Annotated in this window: 16 protein-coding genes; 11 read left to right on the forward strand and 5 right to left on the reverse strand. The window is 73.4% G+C overall.

Going from position 1 to position 16,685, the window contains the following annotated elements; all coding sequences use genetic code 11:
* Positions 1 to 6: 6 nt before the first annotated feature.
* Positions 7 to 963: a quinone oxidoreductase family protein gene (locus BKA00_RS06580; RefSeq protein ID WP_185024069.1), complete on the forward strand. Its 957-nt coding sequence runs from the start codon at positions 7 to 9 to the stop codon at positions 961 to 963.
* A 13-nt stretch (positions 964 to 976) separates the two neighbouring features.
* On the opposite strand, the gene BKA00_RS06585 is transcribed toward BKA00_RS06580, so the two are convergent.
* Positions 977 to 1,651, reverse strand: coding sequence for a response regulator (locus BKA00_RS06585; protein ID WP_179834470.1), 675 nt, complete (start codon positions 1,649 to 1,651; stop codon positions 977 to 979).
* A 39-nt stretch (positions 1,652 to 1,690) separates the two neighbouring features.
* The gene (locus BKA00_RS06590) at positions 1,691 to 2,944 is read right to left on the reverse strand and encodes a sensor histidine kinase (protein ID WP_185024071.1); all 1,254 of its coding nucleotides are present in this window, start codon (positions 2,942 to 2,944) and stop codon (positions 1,691 to 1,693) included.
* A 169-nt stretch (positions 2,945 to 3,113) separates the two neighbouring features.
* Between BKA00_RS06590 and BKA00_RS40780 the strand changes: the two genes are divergently transcribed.
* The 6 genes from BKA00_RS40780 to BKA00_RS06615 all read left to right on the forward strand — a co-directional run bounded on the left by BKA00_RS40780 (position 3,114) and on the right by BKA00_RS06615 (position 8,866).
* Positions 3,114 to 3,230 (forward strand): putative leader peptide, encoded by a 117-nt coding sequence (locus BKA00_RS40780; protein ID WP_364423274.1) that lies wholly within the window; start codon positions 3,114 to 3,116, stop codon positions 3,228 to 3,230.
* Between the two features lie 12 nt (positions 3,231 to 3,242).
* The gene (locus BKA00_RS06595) at positions 3,243 to 3,746 is read left to right on the forward strand and encodes a cysteine dioxygenase (RefSeq protein ID WP_185024073.1); all 504 of its coding nucleotides are present in this window, start codon (positions 3,243 to 3,245) and stop codon (positions 3,744 to 3,746) included.
* A 61-nt stretch (positions 3,747 to 3,807) separates the two neighbouring features.
* The gene (locus BKA00_RS06600) at positions 3,808 to 4,440 is read left to right on the forward strand and encodes a class I SAM-dependent methyltransferase (protein ID WP_185024075.1); all 633 of its coding nucleotides are present in this window, start codon (positions 3,808 to 3,810) and stop codon (positions 4,438 to 4,440) included.
* Between the two features lie 47 nt (positions 4,441 to 4,487).
* The gene (locus tag BKA00_RS06605; protein ID WP_185024077.1) at positions 4,488 to 5,984 is read left to right on the forward strand and encodes a sugar porter family MFS transporter; all 1,497 of its coding nucleotides are present in this window, start codon (positions 4,488 to 4,490) and stop codon (positions 5,982 to 5,984) included.
* 252 nt (positions 5,985 to 6,236) lie between these two features.
* The gene (thrS, locus tag BKA00_RS06610; protein ID WP_185024078.1) at positions 6,237 to 8,216 is read left to right on the forward strand and encodes a threonine--tRNA ligase; all 1,980 of its coding nucleotides are present in this window, start codon (positions 6,237 to 6,239) and stop codon (positions 8,214 to 8,216) included.
* 47 nt (positions 8,217 to 8,263) lie between these two features.
* On the forward strand, positions 8,264 to 8,866 hold the full coding sequence (locus BKA00_RS06615; protein ID WP_185024079.1) for a hypothetical protein: 603 nt from the start codon (positions 8,264 to 8,266) through the stop codon (positions 8,864 to 8,866).
* Here the strand turns inward: BKA00_RS06615 and BKA00_RS06620 are convergent.
* Positions 8,848 to 9,489, reverse strand: coding sequence for an Asp23/Gls24 family envelope stress response protein (locus BKA00_RS06620; protein ID WP_185024080.1), 642 nt, complete (start codon positions 9,487 to 9,489; stop codon positions 8,848 to 8,850). The two genes, BKA00_RS06615 and BKA00_RS06620, sit on opposite strands and share 19 nt — an antisense overlap.
* Before the next feature lie 188 nt (positions 9,490 to 9,677).
* Between BKA00_RS06620 and BKA00_RS06625 the strand changes: the two genes are divergently transcribed.
* Complete coding sequence (locus BKA00_RS06625; RefSeq protein WP_230299255.1) at positions 9,678 to 10,304, forward strand: HIT family protein; 627 nt, start codon at positions 9,678 to 9,680, stop codon at positions 10,302 to 10,304.
* Positions 10,305 to 10,342: 38 nt separating this feature from the next.
* Here BKA00_RS06625 and BKA00_RS06630 read toward each other — a convergent pair whose 3' ends face one another.
* Positions 10,343 to 11,200 (reverse strand): polysaccharide deacetylase family protein, encoded by an 858-nt coding sequence (locus tag BKA00_RS06630; protein ID WP_185024081.1) that lies wholly within the window; start codon positions 11,198 to 11,200, stop codon positions 10,343 to 10,345.
* Positions 11,201 to 11,397: 197 nt separating this feature from the next.
* The gene (locus BKA00_RS06635) at positions 11,398 to 13,563 is read right to left on the reverse strand and encodes an elongation factor G-like protein EF-G2 (RefSeq protein WP_185024082.1); all 2,166 of its coding nucleotides are present in this window, start codon (positions 13,561 to 13,563) and stop codon (positions 11,398 to 11,400) included.
* Positions 13,564 to 13,917: 354 nt separating this feature from the next.
* Between BKA00_RS06635 and pgsA the strand changes: the two genes are divergently transcribed.
* Genes pgsA through BKA00_RS06650 form a run of 3 tightly spaced genes read left to right on the forward strand, consistent with a single transcriptional unit; the run spans position 13,918 to position 16,680 of the window.
* On the forward strand, positions 13,918 to 14,580 hold the full coding sequence (gene pgsA / locus BKA00_RS06640; protein WP_185024083.1) for a phosphatidylinositol phosphate synthase: 663 nt from the start codon (positions 13,918 to 13,920) through the stop codon (positions 14,578 to 14,580).
* Positions 14,577 to 15,506: a phosphatidylinositol mannoside acyltransferase gene (locus BKA00_RS06645; RefSeq protein ID WP_185024084.1), complete on the forward strand. Its 930-nt coding sequence runs from the start codon at positions 14,577 to 14,579 to the stop codon at positions 15,504 to 15,506. The genes pgsA and BKA00_RS06645 overlap by 4 nt, the downstream gene beginning before the upstream one ends.
* Positions 15,507 to 15,516: 10 nt before the next feature.
* On the forward strand, positions 15,517 to 16,680 hold the full coding sequence (locus BKA00_RS06650; protein ID WP_185024085.1) for a glycosyltransferase family 4 protein: 1,164 nt from the start codon (positions 15,517 to 15,519) through the stop codon (positions 16,678 to 16,680).
* The last annotated feature ends 5 nt before the right edge of the window (positions 16,681 to 16,685 follow it).

Genomic DNA, 16,685 nt, shown 5'->3' on the forward strand with positions numbered 1-16,685 from the left:
AGAGTCATGCGCGCGATACAGATCACCGAGTTCGGCGGTCCCGAGGTCCTGACCGTCGCCGACCTTCCCGATCCGGCCGCCGGGCCGGGGCACCTGCTCATCGACGTCTCGCGGGCCGGCGTCAACTACGCCGACACCCACCAGGCCGAGAACAGCTACCTCTCGGAGTCGACGCTGCCGATGGTGCCGGGCGGCGAGGTCGTGGGCACCACGCCCGACGGCCGCCGCGTCGTCGCGCTCGTCGGCACCGGCGGCTACGCGGAGAAGGCCGTCGCGCCCGAGGCGCTGGCCTGGGACGTTCCGGACGCGATCGACGACCTCACCGCCCTCGGCATGATCGTCCAGGGGGCGTCGGCGTGGGTGCTGCTGCGCCGCAGCGTCCATCTGGAGCCCGGCGAGTCCGTCGTCGTGCACGCCTCCGCGGGCGGCGTCGGGACGATCGCCGTGCAGCTCGCCAAGGCCTGGGGCGCCGGCCGGGTCATCGCCACGGCCTCCTCCGAGCGCAAGCGCCAGCTCGCCCTCGACCTCGGGGCCGACGTCGCGATCGACGCGGGCGTGCCCGACCTCACCCGGGCACTGATCGACGCCAACGAGGGCAGGCGCGTCGACACCGTCCTGGAGATGACCGGCGGGACGGTGACCGACCAGAGCCTGCGCGCCCTGGCCCCGTTCGGCCGCCTCGCCTTCTACGGCATGGCGTCGCGCAAGGAGCCCTCGCCCGTCCGGCCCGCCACGCTCATGTCGCACTCCACCACGATCTCCGGCATGTGGCTGGCGCACGTCTTCCAGCTCCCCGGCAACGTGATGCGCCGGGCGCTGGACGAGCTGTTCGCCCTCGCCGCGGACGGCGGGATCCGCGTCGTCGCGGGCGGCGAGTACGGGCTGACCGAGGTGCGGCGGGCCCACGAGGACCTGCGCGCCCGCCGCACCACCGGCAAGCTCGTCCTCGACCCGTCGCGCTGAGCGGCGGCCGCCGCTAGCCGACGAGCCCGTTCTCGTAGGCGTAGACGACGGCCTGGGTGCGGTCGCGCAGCCCGAGTTTGGTCAGCACGTGCCCGACGTGCGTCTTCACCGTCTGCTCGGCCAGCACCAGCTCGGCGGCGATCTCGGCGTTGGACAGGCCGCGCGCCATGAGCCGCAGCACGTCCAGCTCGCGCGGCGTCAGGCCCGCGGTCGCCTTCGGGCTCGGCCGCTGGTGGCGGCGCCGGCGCGCGAAGTCGCCGATCAGCCGGCGGGTGATGGACGGGGCGAGCAGCGCGTCGCCCGCCGCCACCACCCGCACGCCGTTCACCAGGTCGGCCGCCGAGGCGTCCTTCAGCAGGAAGCCGCTGGCACCCGCGCCGAGCGCCTCGTAGACGTACTCGTCGAGGTCGAAGGTGGTCAGCATGAGCACCTTCGGCCTCGCGCCGGCCGGGTCCGCGTCCGGGTCGGGGGAGCCGGCCAGCTCGGCGGTGGCGGCCAGGCCGTCCATCTCCGGCATCCGGATGTCCATGACGACCACGTCCGGGTCAAGCCGGCGGGCCATCTCCACCGCCTCGCGGCCGTTGCCCGCCTGCCCGATCACCTCGATCCCCGGATCGGAGGACAGCAGCGCCGCGAGCCCGTCGCGGATCATCACCTGGTCATCGGCGATCAGCACCCGAATCGTCACGGCACAACCCTACGGGCCGGGCGATCCGCCCGCGCCGGGCTAGTCCGCGTCGCCATAGGGGAGCTCGGCGACGACCGACCAGCCGGCGTCCTCGCGCGGACCGGCGTCGAGGCTGCCGCCGAGCATCGTGGCGCGCTCGCGCATGCCGACCAGCCCGTGGCCGCCGCCGTGCGACTCCTCCGGGGTGCTGCGGGCGCCGTCGTCGGTGACCGACACCGTCAGGGTGTCGGCGCCGTACCGCACCTCGACGTGCACCCGGGAGCCCGGCGCGTACCGGGAGGCGTTGCTCAGCGACTCCTGCACGATCCGGTACGCCGACAGGTCGACCCCGGCGTGCAGGGGGCGCGGCATCCCGACGACGGCGCTCGCGACCGACAGCCCGGAGCGGCGGGCCGCGCCGACCAGGTCGTCCAGCCGTTCCAGGCCGGGCTGCGGAGCGCGCTCGGCGCCCTCGTCGTCGGAGCGCAGCAGCCCGACGACCCGGCGCGTCTCGGTGAGGGCCTCGCGGGCCGCGTCCCGGACGACCTCGAACGTCTGCCGCGCCGCGTCCGGCAGCTCGGGGATCTTGTAGGGGGCGGCCTCCGCCTGCATCGCGATCACCGACATGTGGTGGGCGACGACGTCATGCAGCTCGCGGGCGATGCGGGCCCGCTCCTCCAGCACCGCCTGCCGGGCGAGGTCGCGCCGGTGCTGCTCCTCGCGCCACCGCAGCTCCTCCACGGCCGAGTGGCGCCCGCCGACCGCGTCGCCGAAGGTCAGCGTGACCGCCGCGATGGCGGCGAGGATCATGCCGAACCAGCCGGGCATCCCGAACAGCACGGCGGACGCCAGCACGCCCGCGATGGTCACCGCGCCGACGCCGACGGTGGTCTGCCGGGCGGCGCCGACGCCGACGAAGAACAGGATGACGATCAGGGCGAGGATCGCCGTCACCGGCCACGGCATGAAGCCCTCGCCGTGCCGGACGAAGACCGTCAGCAGCAGCCCGGCCGCCGCGACCCGCCAGGCGGCCAGGGGCCAGCGGGCCGCGAACAGCAGCGGCATCGCCTGCAGCGCGCCGAGGGGCCAGGCCAGCTGGGCGTTGACCCGGTACTGCGTGATGGAGATGGCGATGGTCCCGGCGGTGAAGCCGACGGCCATCAGCGTCAGGACGAGCAGGATCGGGATGCGCAGCGCGGGGTGGCCGGGCAGCAGCGTGACGGCCGGCTCGTCGTGGCCGGGCACGAGGGCGGCGCGGACGCCGGCGGCCAGCCGGGTGCGGCCCGCGGTCGCGGGGCGGTCTGGATCGTTCATTTGGCTGCGAGCCTAGAACGCCCGGCCCCCCGGCGGCCTGACCCCGGGGAGGGAGATCCGATCCAGCCCCTGGGTATCAGCCCTGGGCAGCGCCTTCCGCGGACGGGGAGGGGCAGTAAACAGCTATTTCCGATTGACTTTATAGGGAATCTGGGCCACGCTGGTCCCCGTGCCGATCACCGGACTCCGCCACGAGCGCCTGCACGTCGACCTGCGCCGCCAGGCCAGCGCGCTGTGTCGCCGCCCGTCCCGCCGAACGCGACGAGGAATGGCAGCACACCGCTAGGAGAGCGACCGCATGACCGCCACCACGACCGGCCTCACCGTCCCCGCGCCCGAAGGCGCACCCTTCACGCCCCGAAGCCTCGCCGAGCGGGCGCGGGGCCTCGCCGCCGACCCGGGGGAGTGGCTGCTCCGGGTCCGGCTCGACCCGCGAGGACGCTGGTACGAGCGCGTCCACCAGGACGCCGACCACGAGATATGGCTGATCAGCTGGCTGCCCGGACAGTCGACCGGCTTCCACGACCACGGCCGCTCCGCGGGCGCGTTCGCGGTCGCCCTCGGGACCCTGGAGGAGCAGCGCGTCAACGCCGCGCGCCGGATCGGGACCGCCCGCGGCGTCGGCGCCGGGCAGGCCCACTCCTTCGGGCCGGGCTACGTCCACGACGTGCGCAACACCTCGGACGCGCCCGCCGTGAGCGTCCACGTCTACTCGCCCCCGCTCAGCGCGATGCGCCGGTACGACGTGGACGCGGGCGGCGCCCTGGTCCGGCTCGCCGACGAGTCCGCCGCCGACTGGTGAGGCCCGCCCGCCCCGGTCCGCCGATCTTGCGGTGATCGCCGGGGCGGCGGAGACTGCGGGAATGACCGACCTGAGCCATCCGATCTTCGCCCGCCTCTATCCGCGGCTGGACGCCGGCTGCGCCAAGGCGGGCGGTGACGCGTGCCGCGCGGAGCTGCTGGCCGGGGCGTCCGGCCGCGTGGTGGAGGTGGGCGCCGGATACGGCGCCAACTTCCCGCACTACCCGCCCGAGGTCACCGAGGTCGTCGCCGTCGAACCCGAGCCGCGGCTGCGCGCGAAGGCCGCCCACGCCGCGCGCAGCGCGCCGGTCCCGGTCACGGTGCGCCCCGGGCTCGCCGAGGACCTCGACCTCGACGACGCGTCGTTCGACGTGGCGGTGGCGTCGCTCGTGCTGTGCTCGGTCCGGGACCCCATCCGGGCGCTGGCCGAGCTGCGGCGCGTCCTCAAGCCGGGCGGCGAACTGCGCTACTACGAGCACGTGCGGGGCGACACCCCCGGCAAGGTGCGGTTCCAGCGCTACGCCGACCTGCTCTGGCCGTTCTTCGCCGCCGGCTGCCACGTCACCCGCCCGACGGGCGAGTGGATCGCCGGCAGCGGGTTCACCGTGCGCGGCGAGCGGCGGTTCGAGTTCCCCGAGCCGAGCCGGGCCAACCCGGCCTCGCCGCACGTGCTGGGAACCGCCGTGCGCGACTGACCGGACGCGCCCGCATAAGGTCCGGCTCCCGGGGAAGATCGGGGTCCATGACGGCAGCGGGCAGCGGACCGAGGCAGGCGGACGAGCACCGCGACGAGGGGACGTCGCACTCCGCGGCGGTGGCGGCGCTGCTGGCGGGAGCGGCCGCCCTCGGCGGGTTCCTGTTCGGCTACGACTCCTCGGTGATCAACGGGACGGTCGACGCGCTCAAGCGGGAGTTCGGCCTCGGCGGCTTCGCGGTCGGCTTCGTGGTCTCCTCCGCGCTGCTCGGCTGCGCGGCCGGGGCCTGGTTCGCGGGGCCGCTCAGCGACCGGATCGGCCGGGTGCGGGTGATGCTCATCGCCGCCGGGCTGTTCCTGGTCAGCTCGCTCGGCTCCGCGCTGGCCTTCAGCGCGGTGGACCTCACCGTCTGGCGGCTGGTCGGCGGCCTCGCCATCGGCGCCGCGTCGGTGATCGCGCCCGCCTACATCGCCGAGATCGCCCCGGCCGAGCTGCGCGGCCGGCTCGGATCGCTGCAGCAGATGGCGATCGTGCTCGGCATCTTCGCCGCCCTCGTGGTCGACTACGTCATCGCGCGGGTGTCCGACGGCGGCGCCACCGGAACGTTCCCCTGGGGCGGCGGCGCGTGGCGGTGGATGTTCGCCAGCGCCGTCGTCCCGGCCGTGATGTACGGCGTGATCGCCACCACGATCCCCGAGTCGCCCCGCTACCTGGTCAAGAAGCACGAGACGGCCCGCGCGCGGCAGGTGCTGCGGCGCGTGATGGGCCGCGGCGACGTGGACGTGAAGATCACCGAGATCACGCGGTCCATCGCCTCGGACCGGCCCGTCCGGCTCGGGGACCTGCGCGGCGGCAGGCTCGGCCTGATGCCGATCGTGTGGGCCGGGATCCTGCTGTCGGTGTTCCAGCAGTTCGTCGGCATCAACGTGATCTTCTACTACTCCTCCTCGCTGTGGCAGGCCGTCGGGTTCTCCGAGAACGACGCGATGCTCACCTCGGTGATCAACTCGATCGTCAACGTCGCGTTCACGCTGGTCGCGATCGCGCTCGTCGACCGGATCGGGCGGCGCCCGCTGCTGCTGGCCGGAGCCGCCGGCATGGCGGTCTCCCTCGGCACCCTCACGGTCTGCTTCGCGACCGCCCCCGTGGTGGACGGAGCACCGAACCTCGGCGGCGTCGCCGGCCCCGTGGCGCTCGTCGCGGCGAACGTGTTCGTCGCCTCCTTCGCCGCCACGTGGGGGCCCGTCGTGTGGGTGATGCTCGGCGAGATGTTCAACAACTTCATCCGGGCGTCCGCGCTGGCCGTCGCCGCCGCCGCCCAGTGGCTCGCCAACTGGGTGGTCACCACGACGTTCCCCGGCATCTCCGGCTTCTCCCTGGGACTGGCCTACGGCCTCTACACGCTGTTCTCGATCCTGGCGTTCCTGTTCGTGCTGCGCGCCGTCCCCGAGACGAAGGGCCGCGAACTGGAGGACATGGACGACCTCACGGCCCCGCGGGCAGCGCGCGCGAAAGGACGGGCCGCGCGTCCGCCCATCGGCTAGAGTGGATCCATGCCGCACGTGTTCGCAGAGACGACGACGCCGGGTCACTCCCGGCGCGACTGCGGCATGTACTGACATTGCACGCGGAAGGGCCCCGGGAGCGATCCCCGGGGCCCTTCCGCCGTCCGGGGACGCCGCGGGCCCTCCGCCGACCGAGAGGAGCGGCCGATGGAGCCGGACGCGTCCGGGGGACACCCCGAGTCGATAGCATCGAAACCCGTTCACCCCGACCCATCATCGCGAGGAGTACCCGTGTCCACCGTGTCCGAGCTGCGCATCACCCTCGACGGGAGCGAGCGGGCGGTGCCGGCGGGCACCACCGCGGGCCAGGCGCTGGAGGCCGACGGCCGCACCGTGATCGCCGCCCGCGTCAACGGCGAGCTGCGCGACCTCGCCGGCGAACTGCGCGACGGCGACGCCGTCGAGCCGGTCGAGATCGGCTCGGACGACGGCCGGGCGATCATGCGGCACTCCGCCGCGCACGTGATGGCGCAGGCCGTCCAGGAGCTGTTCCCCGAGGCGAAGCTGGGCATCGGCCCGCCGGTGGAGAACGGCTTCTACTACGACTTCGACGTCGCCGAGCCGTTCACCCCCGACGACCTCAAGCGCGTCGAGAAGCGGATGCGCGAGATCGTCAAGCAGGGGCAGCGGTTCTCCCGCCGCCCCGTCTCCGACGAGGACGCGCGCGCCGAGCTGGCCGGCGAGCCCTACAAACTGGAGCTGATCGGGCTGAAGGGCTCCGGCCCGGACGCGGCCGACGGCGCCGAGGTCGAGGTGGGCGGCGGCGAGCTGACCATCTACGACAACCTGGACGCCAAGTCCGGCGAGCCGCGCTGGAAGGACCTGTGCCGCGGCCCGCACCTGCCGTCCACCCGGGTCATCCCCGCCTTCAAGCTGATGCGCTCGGGCGGCGCGTACTGGCGCGGCAGCGAGAAGAACCCGCAGCTCCAGCGGATCTACGGCACCGCCTGGGAGTCGCGCGAGAAGCAGGACGAGTACCTGAGGTTCCTGGAGGAGGCCGAGAAGCGCGACCACCGCCGCCTCGGCGCCGAGCTCGACCTGTTCTCCTTCCCGAACGAGATCGGCAGCGGCCTCGCCGTCTTCCACCCGAAGGGCGGCGCCGTCCGCAAGGTGATGGAGGACTACTCGCGCCGCCGGCACGAGGAGGAGGGGTACGAGTTCGTCAACACCCCGCACATCACCAAGGGCCACCTGTTCGAGACCTCCGGGCACCTCGGCTGGTACAAGGACGACATGTTCCCCGCCATGGAGGTCGACGGCGGCGACTACTACCTCAAGCCGATGAACTGCCCGATGCACAACCTGATCTTCCGGGCGCGCGGCCGGTCCTACCGGGAGCTGCCGCTGCGGCTGTTCGAGTTCGGGTCGGTGTACCGGTACGAGAAGTCGGGCGTCGTGCACGGCCTCACCCGCGTGCGGGGCATGACCCAGGACGACGCGCACATCTACTGCACCGAGGAGCAGATGGGCGAGGAGATCAAGCGCCTCCTCGACTTCGTCCTCGGCCTGCTGCGCGACTACGGCCTGAACGAGTTCTACCTGGAGCTGTCCACCCGCGACGAGTCCGACAAGTTCATCGGCTCGGACGAGATGTGGGAGAAGGCCACCGCCGCCCTCCGCGAGGCCGCCGAGTCCACCGGGCTCGACCTCGTCCCCGACCCGGGCGGCGCGGCGTTCTACGGCCCCAAGATCTCCGTGCAGGCCAAGGACGCGATCGGGCGCACCTGGCAGCTGTCGACCATCCAGGTCGACCCCAACCAGCCCGAGCGGTTCGGCCTGGAGTACCAGGCGGCCGACGGCACCCGGCAGCGGCCCATGATGCTGCACCGGGCGCTGTTCGGGTCGATCGAGCGGTTCTTCGGCGTGCTGCTGGAGCACTACGCGGGCGCGATGCCGCCGTGGCTGGCGCCGGTGCAGGCGGTCGGCATCCCGATCGGCGACGTCCACGTCCCGCACCTGGAGAAGCTCGCCGCGCGGCTGCGCGAGCGCGGCCTGCGCGTCGAGGTGGACGCCTCCTCCGACCGGATGCAGAAGAAGATCCGCAACGCGCAGAAGCAGAAGGTCCCGTACATGCTGATCGCGGGCGACGACGACGTCGCCAAGGACGCGGTGTCGTTCCGGTACCGCAGCGGCGAGCAGAAGAACGGCGTCCCGGTCGACGAGGCGGTCGAGGAGATCGTCGAGGCCGTGCGGACCCGCGCGCAGGTCTGAGCCGGTACCCTCATCGATCACGTTCGAGGACCGGGGAGACAGCGGAGATGAAGGGCAGGAGGCCGGGGCGGCGGGGGCGGTCGCTCTGGCTCCGGATCGCCGGTTACACCGGCACCCTGGCGCTCGTCGCGGCCGCCGTCATCGTGCTCCTCATGCCCCTGATGGACGAGGGCACGAAGGGCGCCGCCGGCTTCGGCGGGACGGCGGCGCCGTCCGCGCCGGGAGGGGTGACGGGCCTCCCCGGAGGCGTGGGCCTGCCCGTCACCCCGACCGATCCCGCCCCGCAGCAGAACCGGAGCGGCCAGCCCTATCCCGGGTCCGGCGGGTCCGGCGGCCAGAGCGGCGGACCGCAGATCCCTCCGCAGAACGGATCGAGCGGCGGCGTCGGCGCCTGCCCGAAGGGGACGGCGTCCTACCGGGCCACCCCCACGGGCGTGGACGTCGTCGTCGCGGTGTCCGCCAGCGGCGCGATCCGGGCGGAGCTCTCACTGCGGGGGCGGGAGCCCACCGCCCAGCAGCGGACCGTGCGCAGCGGCGGGCCTCAGACGTTCCACTTCACGGGCGTCGCGCCTCAGCTGGTCGAGCGCGTCAAGGTCACCACGATCTCGGTGGGGGGCGGCATGGAGAACTGCTACGCCCGCCCCGCCTGACGGACGTCCTCGACCGACACGTTGACGGCGGCGACCCGCGTCCCCAGCATCATGCCCGCGACCCGCGCCACGTTCGCCTTCACCTTCGTCGCCACGTCCTTGATCACGAGGCCGTACTCGACGGCGATGGCGACGTCCAGCGTGACCTCGTCGTCGTTCTGGACGACGCGCACGCCCGTGGCGGCGGGCTCGTCCCGGACGGTGAGGCCGGCGACGCCCTCCACCTCCAGCGCGGCGAACGCCGCGATCTTCCCGATCACCGCGTTGCCGATCGTGATGCGGCCGTCGACCGGCGCGCTGAGGTCGCCGGACGATCCGTGCATCGTCATCGGCACCGCGTTCGGCCCGGACGACAGCACCCCCCGCGGGGGCGGGACCGACTGCTGGGCCGCGGTCGCGGGAGGCGCGGACAGCGGCGCCCCCTGCGGCATCCCCGGAAGGGGCGGGCCCTGGGACGGCAGACTCTGGGACGGCGCGACCGGGGACCCCGTGCCCTGCGACGGCGTGACGGGGGGAGGGTCCGTCTCCGGGCGGCCGGCGGGCGCCCCGGGGAACCGCGGTCCGGGCCCGGCCCCCGGCCCCTGCTCGGCGTTCCCGGTCTGGCGCTTGTCGAGCCCGGTCATGATCGCTCCCTGCGGTTCGGTCGGGTGACCATGGTGTCGGAGCGACGCGCGGAACGTCACGCAGGCACCGGATCGCGGGCGCGTCCGAAGACCCGCCGACGGGCCATGCTAGGGGATCCCGGCTACAGCCCCGGGGGCGTCTCTCTCTATGCTGCTGGTCAGGCCGTGAACAAAAGGAGACCGCCGCCTTGACCGCAGAGCCGGAGGAGTCCGTGGTGCAGCAGGGGCGCGAGGACGCGCCCGGGGCCGGCGCCGGGAACGAGCGCACGCCCCGCTTCGAGGAGGAGAGGGGCGGCGCCGGCACGCCCGACAACTTCCAGCGGCTCTGGACCCCGCACCGGATGGCCTACATCAAGGGCGAGAACAAGCCCACGGGCGCGGGCTCGGGCGACGGCTGCCCGTTCTGCGAGATCCCGAAGATGACCGACGAGGACGGGCTCATCGTGGCCCGCGGGGAGTCGGTCTTCACGGTGCTGAACCTCTACCCCTACAACTCGGGGCACCTGATGGTCGTCCCGTACCGGCATGTCGCCGACTACGCCGACCTCGAAGAGCCGGAGTACGTGGAGCTGGCGACGTTCACGCAGCGGTCCCTGACGGCGCTGCGCAAGGCGAGCGGCGCGCAGGGCTTCAACGTCGGCATGAACCTTGGCCTCGTCGCCGGCGCCGGCATCGCGGCCCACCTGCACCAGCACGTCGTCCCGCGCTGGGGCGGCGACACCAACTTCATGCCCGTCGTCGGGCACACCAAGGTGCTGCCGCAGCTGCTGCGCGACACCCGCCAGATGCTCGCCGACGCCTGGCCGCACGCCTGACCTTCCGGCGCGGTGCCGGCGGACCGGCGCCGCCCGTCCTAGGCGGGGGGCACGGCCCGCCGCAGGCCCCCGTCGCCCGGCGCGCGCGGCGGGGCCTGCGAGACGCTCACCAGCTCCGACATCGTGACGAACTCGAAGCCCTTGGCGCGCAGGCCGCGGATCATGGGGGCGAGGTTGCGCAGCGCGACCAGGCGGTCGTGGTTGCCGGTGTCATGGGCGAGCAGGATCGTGCCGGGCCCGGTGTTGCCGACGATGTAGTCCACCAGCGCCGGCGGGTCGTCCTCGTAGGTCTTCTCCAGCATCTTGATCGACCACAGCGCGATGTCGTACTCGAACCGGCAGGCGGCGCTCAGCGTGGTCCCGCCCAGATGGCCGAAGGGGGGCCGCAGGAACCGGGGCTCCTTCCCGACGATCCGCCCGATGGCGTTGTGGGCGCGCCGCAGCTGCTCCAGGGCGCGCTCGTCGGACAGGCGCGACAGGTCCTTGTGCTGCCAGGTGTGGTTCCCGGCCTCGTGCCGGTCCATCCGCCCGTGCACGAGCCGCGCGTGCCGGACGAGCCGCTCTCCGACGAGGAAGAACGTGGCCTTGACCCGCTCGGCGTCCAGGATGTCGTGCACCATGGGCGTCCAGTTGGGCATCGGGCCGTCGTCGAAGGTCAGGGCGACGAGCTTCTGGGCGGTGTCGACGCCCCAGACCACGTCGACGTGCGCGCTCCCGGGCCGCCACGGACCGGCGATGGGCACCGCCATCGCCGACGAGGGCGGGTTCCCGGAACCGACCACGGCGCCGACCGCCTCCGCCCCCGCGCCCAGCGTGACCGCTCCGGCGGCCGCCAGGCCGAACCCCTTGATGAACGCCCGGCGTCCGGGGGCGGCCGGATGCCGGGGGTCGTCCACGTTTGTCATTGTGCGACCACGATGCCACCGCGGACCAGGCCTGATCATCGGCCCTGCGGCCGAATCGCGGGTCACCCTGCGGGATGAGCCCGGCTCCCCCCGAGGTCCCGTCCGCGGGTGCCGGAAGTCACCGCGGCGGAGGTGGGAGACGGGGCGGGGCCCGGCCCGCGCCGGACCCCGCCCGCGGGCGCGCGCGGTCAGCCGTCCTTGGCGTCGGCGGCGACCTTGTCGGCGAGGTGCGGCGGAAGCGGCTCGTACCGCAGGAAGCCGCGGGTGAACGTGCCGGTGCCCTGCGACATCGACCGCAGGTCGATCGCGTACCGGACGATCTCCAGCTGCGGTACCTCGGCCTTGATCATCGTGCGTCCGCCGGGCACCGCCTGGGAGCCGAGCACCCGGCCGCGCCGCGAGGTGAGGTCGGACATGATCGGCCCCACGTACTCGTCGGCGATCAGCACCTCCACCTCGTCGACCGGCTCCAGCAGCAGGACCGGCACCTGGCCCGCCGCGTCCTTCAGCGCGAGCGCCCCGGCGGCCTGGAACGCCATGTCGGAGGAGTCGACCGAGTGCGCCTTGCCGTCGTGCAGCGTGACCTTGATGTCGACCATCGGGTAACCGGCCGAAACGCCGCGCTCCATCTGCTGCCGGACGCCCTTCTCGACCGACGGGATGAACTGGCGCGGGACGACCCCGCCGACGATCTTGTCGACGAACTCGAAGCCCTCGCCGGAGGGCAGCGGCTCCACGTCGATGTGGCAGATGCCGTACTGGCCGTGCCCGCCGCTCTGCTTGACGTGCCGGCCGAGGCCCTTCGCCGTCCCGCCGAAGGTCTCCCGCAGCGGGACGCGCAGGTCCACCCGCTCGACCTCGACGCCGTACCGGGCGCGCAGCCGGTCGATCAGCACGTCGGCGTGGGCCTCGCCCATGCACCACAGCACCAGCTGGCGCGTCTCGGCGTTGTTCTCCAGCCGCAGCGTCGGGTCCTCGGCGACGAGCCGGCCGAGCGCCTGGCTCAGCTTGTCCTCGTCGGCCTTGGACTTCGCGCGGATCGCGACCGGCAGCAGCGGGTCCGGCATGGACCAGGGGGCCATCACCATGGGAGCGCCCGGATCCGACAGCGTGTCGCCGGTCTCGGCGCGGCTGAGCTTGGCCACCGCGCAGATGTCGCCCGCCCCGCACGACGACACGGTGCGCTGCGTCTTGCCCAGCGGCGAGGTGAGCGCGCCGACGCGCTCGTCGACGTCGTGGTCCTCGTGGCCGCGGTCCTCCATGCCGTGCCCGGAGACGTGCACGGTCGTGTCGGGGCGCAGCGTCCCGGAGAAGACGCGGACCAGCGAGATCCGCCCGACGTAGGGGTCGGACGTGGTCTTGACGACCTCGGCGACCAGCGGCCCGTCCGGATCGCAGGAGATCTCCTTCGGGGGCCCGCCCGCCACCGGGGTCACCGGCGGGATGCCGTGCTCCAGGGGGGAGGGGAAGGCCTGGGTGATGACCTCCAGGAGTTCCAGCATGCCGACGACCGGGCCGGGGTGGTCGCCGTGCGGCACCGAGGTCGCGAGGACGGGGTAGAAGCTGCCGCGCGCCACCGCGGTCTCCAGGTCCTCGATGAGCGCCTTGACGTCGATCTCCTCGCCGGACAGGTAGCGGTCCATGAGGGTCTCGTCCTCGCTCTCCTGGATGATCCCCTCGATGAGCGAGGCGCGCTGCTCGGAGATCTGGTCCAGGTACCGGGGATCGGGGTCGCACTCGGTGCGCTTCCCGGTCGAGTAGTCGAGGCAGCGCTGCGACAGCAGCCCGATCAGGCCCTTGAGGCCGCCGTCGCCCTGGGCCGGGAAGTACAGCGGCGCGACGCCCTCGCCGAAGACGTCCTGGCAGGTCAGGACCACGTCGTCGTAGTCGCCGCGCTGCTGGTCGATCTTGGTGATGACGACCGCGCGGGGCATCCGCACCGCCGCGCACTCCTCCCAGATCATCCGGGTGAGCCCGTCGATGCCGTCCACCGCCGAGATCACGAACAGTGCCGCGTCGGCGGCGCGCAGCCCGGCCCGCAGGTCGCCGACGAAGTCGGCGTAGCCGGGGGTGTCGATGAGATTGACCTTGATGTCGCCGTGCGTCAGCGGTGCGAGCGCGAGGTTGACCGAGCGCTGCTGGCGCATCTCGATGTCGTCGAAGTCGCTGACGGTGGTGCCGTCCTCGACCTTCCCCGCCCGCTGCAGCGTGCCCGTGGCGGCGAGCAGCGCCTCGACGAGCGTGGTCTTGCCGGCCCCCGAATGGCCGACCAGCGCGACGTTGCGCACCCTGTCGCACCCGCCGGCCTCCGGTGCCCTGCCGGGGGCTCCCGGGTGGCCTCCCTTGTCCGCCATGACTACCTCCTCGGACGGGCCTCTCGCGGAGGCCCGCGTGCGGCTGGGGCCCGGCCCCACGGGCCCGGCCCTGACGTCCGAGTGCGGCGTCCGACCTCGTCCAACGCGCGTGACCGACGTCACACCCGTGTCAACAGCCTTTCCCGTGAGGGCCGGGATCACAAGGGGTGAACGGCAAACAACCGCGATCCGTCCGGACTGCGCGGCGGCGGGCCGGGCGCCCGGCCGCGCGTCCGCGGCGTGCGCACTACGATGGGCGCGCCGCGCGGGCGCCGGTCGCCCGCGGCGGGGCCGCTCCCGGTGAGGCAGACTCCCGGTGGCCGCGACTCCCGATGATCACGAGAACGGACGTCGATGCTCAACAAGATCAGGCCCGCGCTGGGGCGAGTCCTCACCCCCGTCGGACAGGCGGTCGCGCGGACCGGGGTCTCGCCGAACGCCATCACCGTCATCGGGACGATCGGCGTCGCCGCCGGCGCGCTCGTGCTGTTCCCCCGCGGGGAGTTCTTCTGGGGGACGATGGTCATCACCGCGTTCGTCCTGTTCGACATGCTCGACGGCGCGGTCGCCCGGGTCACCGGGAAGATCTCCGCGTTCGGCGCGTTCCTGGACTCCACCATGGACCGCGTCGCCGATGCCGCGATCTTCGCCGGGCTGATGATCGGGCTGTACCGGGCCGGCCAGGAGCCGCTCGCCGCGGTCGCCCTGTACTGCCTGGTCTCCGGGGTCGTGGTCTCCTACGCCAAGGCCCGCGCGGAGGGCCTCGGCTACACCTGCAACGTCGGCATCGCCGAGCGCGCCGAGCGCCTCATCGTCGCCCTGGTCGCGGCCGGGTTCGACGGGCTCGGCGTCCCCTACATCCTCGCCGTCGCCCTGTGGGGCCTCGCCGTGCTGAGCACCATCACGGTCGGGCAGCGGTTCGCCGCGGTGTACGCCCAGGCGAGCGCCGGCGCGGGCGCCGGGGCCGGGAACGGCGCGCAGAACGGGGCCGAGAAGACGCCGGAGCCTCGTCCATGACCACGCCCCGCCGCGCGGTGGCGCCGCCGTCGCTACGTGACGAGGTGACCGACGCCGTCTACGCCCTGGGCTGGACGGTCGTCCGCAAGATGCCGGAGAGCGCGGCGCGCGTGGTGTTCGCCGCGCTCGCCGACCGCACCTGGCACCGCCACGGCGGCGGGGTCCGGCAGCTCGAGAAGAACCTGTGCCGCGTCCTCGGCAAGGACGCCGTGGACGACGAGGTCCGCATCCTCAGCAAGAAGGTCCTGCGCTCCTACTTCCGCTACTGGCTGGAGGTCTTCCGGCTGCCCGAGTACGACCGGGCGCGGATCCTCGGCCGGATGCGGGTCACCGGCGAGAAGAAGATCTTCACCAACCTCGACTCCGGGCGCGGCGTCATCCTGGCGCTGCCCCATATGGGCAACTACGAGCACGCCGGCGCTTGGCTGGTGCACAACGGCCATCCCTTCACCACCGTCGCCGAACGGCTCGAACCCGCGTCGCTGTTCGACCGGTTCGTCGAGTTCCGCGAGAGCCTCGGGATGGAGGTGCTCGCGCACAAGGGCGCCGCCGCCTACGGGCGGATGGCGCAGCGGCTGCGCGCCGGGCGGCCGGTGTGCCTGGTCGTCGACCGCGACCTGACCGAGACCGGCGTGGACGTCCGGTTCTTCGGCGCCACCGCCCGGATGCCCGCCGTGTCGGCCGCCCTGGCCCTCCAGACGGGCGCCGCCCTCATTCCCGTGACACTCTGGTATGAGGGCGAGTACTGGGCGGCGCGGGTCCACGAGGAGATCCCCGTCCCGGACGGGGGCACCAGACAGGAGAAGATCCAGGCCATGACCCAGGACCTCGCGCGCGCCTTCGAGGAGGGCATCGCCGCCCACCCCGAAGACTGGCACATGCTGCAGAAGGTCTGGGTGGACGACCTCGCGGACGGCCGAAGATGAGGGCCGCCCGATGAAGGTGGGACTCGTCTGCCCCTACACCTGGGACGTGCCCGGCGGCGTCCAGCAGCACATCGGCGACCTCGCCGAGGCGCTGATCGCGCTCGGCCACGAGGTGTCGGTCATCACGCCCGCCGACGACGACGCCGACCTGCCGCCCTACGTCGTGTCGGCCGGGCGCGCCGTCCCCGTCCCCTACAACGGCTCGGTCGCGCGGCTGGCGTTCGGTTTCCTGTCGGCCGGCCGGGTCCGGCGCTGGATCCGCGAGGGCGGGTTCGACGTCCTGCACGTCCACGAGCCCGCCGCGCCCTCGCTCGGGCTGCTCGCCTGCTGGGCGGCCGACGGGCCCATCGTCGGGACCTTCCACGCGTCCTACGAGAGGTCGCGGGCGCTGTCGGCCACCGCGCCGATCCTGCAGAGCGCCCTGGAGAAGATCACCGGCCGTATCGCGGTGTCGGAGGCGGCCCGCACCACCCTCGTCGAGCACCTCGGCGGCGACGCCGTGCTGATCCCCAACGGCGTCGCGACCGAGCGCTACGCGATGGCGGAGCCGCTGCCCGGCTGGCGCGGCCGCACGGACGCGCCGCCCGGGGGCGGCGACGGCGGAGCGCTCGGCTTCCTCGGCCGGATGGACGAGCCGCGCAAGGGCCTGCAGGTGCTGCTGCGCGCCTTCGAGATCCTCGGCCGGGCGCGCCCCGGGCTGCGGCTGCTGCTCGCCGGGCCCGGTGACGCCGGCGACGTGCTGGCCCGGGTCCCGGCCGACCTCCGCGACCGCGTCGTGGTGCTCGGCCTGGTGAGCGAGGCCGACAAGGTCCGCGCCTACCACTCGGTGGACGTGTTCGTCGCGCCCAACCTCGGCGGCGAGAGCTTCGGCATCGTCCTCGCCGAGGCCATGGCGGCGGGCGCGCCCATCATCGCCAGCGGCATCGAGGCGTTCGACCGCGTCCTGCGCGGCGGCCGGGCCGGGGTGCTGTTCCCGGTCGGCGACCACGAGGCGCTCGCCGCGGCGGCCGGGGACCTGCTCGACGACCCGCCCCGCCGCAAGCAGCTGTCGGCGGAGGCGCGCGCGGCCGTGCGGACCTACGACTGGTCGTCGGTGGCCCGCGACGTGCTGCGGGTGTACGAGACCGTCACCGGCGGCCGCGCCCGCGTGGTCGAGTCCGGGCTCGGGGCGTAGGGGCG

The organism is Actinomadura coerulea (genome assembly GCF_014208105.1).
GTDB classification, from domain to species: Bacteria; Actinomycetota; Actinomycetes; order Streptosporangiales; family Streptosporangiaceae; genus Spirillospora; species Spirillospora coerulea.

Bases quoted from the DNA above. Each gene is read 5' to 3' on its own strand.
- BKA00_RS06580 (WP_185024069.1), top strand. From the start codon at position 7: ATGCGCGCGATACAGATCACCGAGTTCGGCGGTCCCGAGGTCCTGACC.
- BKA00_RS06590 (WP_185024071.1), bottom strand. From the start codon at position 2,944: ATGAACGATCCAGACCGCCCCGCGACCGCGGGCCGCACCCGGCTGGCC.
- BKA00_RS06595 (WP_185024073.1), top strand. From the start codon at position 3,243: ATGACCGCCACCACGACCGGCCTCACCGTCCCCGCGCCCGAAGGCGCA.
- BKA00_RS06600 (WP_185024075.1), top strand. From the start codon at position 3,808: ATGACCGACCTGAGCCATCCGATCTTCGCCCGCCTCTATCCGCGGCTG.
- BKA00_RS06605 (WP_185024077.1), top strand. From the start codon at position 4,488: ATGACGGCAGCGGGCAGCGGACCGAGGCAGGCGGACGAGCACCGCGAC.
- BKA00_RS06615 (WP_185024079.1), top strand. From the start codon at position 8,264: ATGAAGGGCAGGAGGCCGGGGCGGCGGGGGCGGTCGCTCTGGCTCCGG.
- BKA00_RS06620 (WP_185024080.1), bottom strand. From the start codon at position 9,489: ATGACCGGGCTCGACAAGCGCCAGACCGGGAACGCCGAGCAGGGGCCG.
- BKA00_RS06635 (WP_185024082.1), bottom strand. From the start codon at position 13,563: ATGGCGGACAAGGGAGGCCACCCGGGAGCCCCCGGCAGGGCACCGGAG.
- pgsA (WP_185024083.1), top strand. From the start codon at position 13,918: ATGCTCAACAAGATCAGGCCCGCGCTGGGGCGAGTCCTCACCCCCGTC.
- BKA00_RS06645 (WP_185024084.1), top strand. From the start codon at position 14,577: ATGACCACGCCCCGCCGCGCGGTGGCGCCGCCGTCGCTACGTGACGAG.
- BKA00_RS06650 (WP_185024085.1), top strand. From the start codon at position 15,517: ATGAAGGTGGGACTCGTCTGCCCCTACACCTGGGACGTGCCCGGCGGC.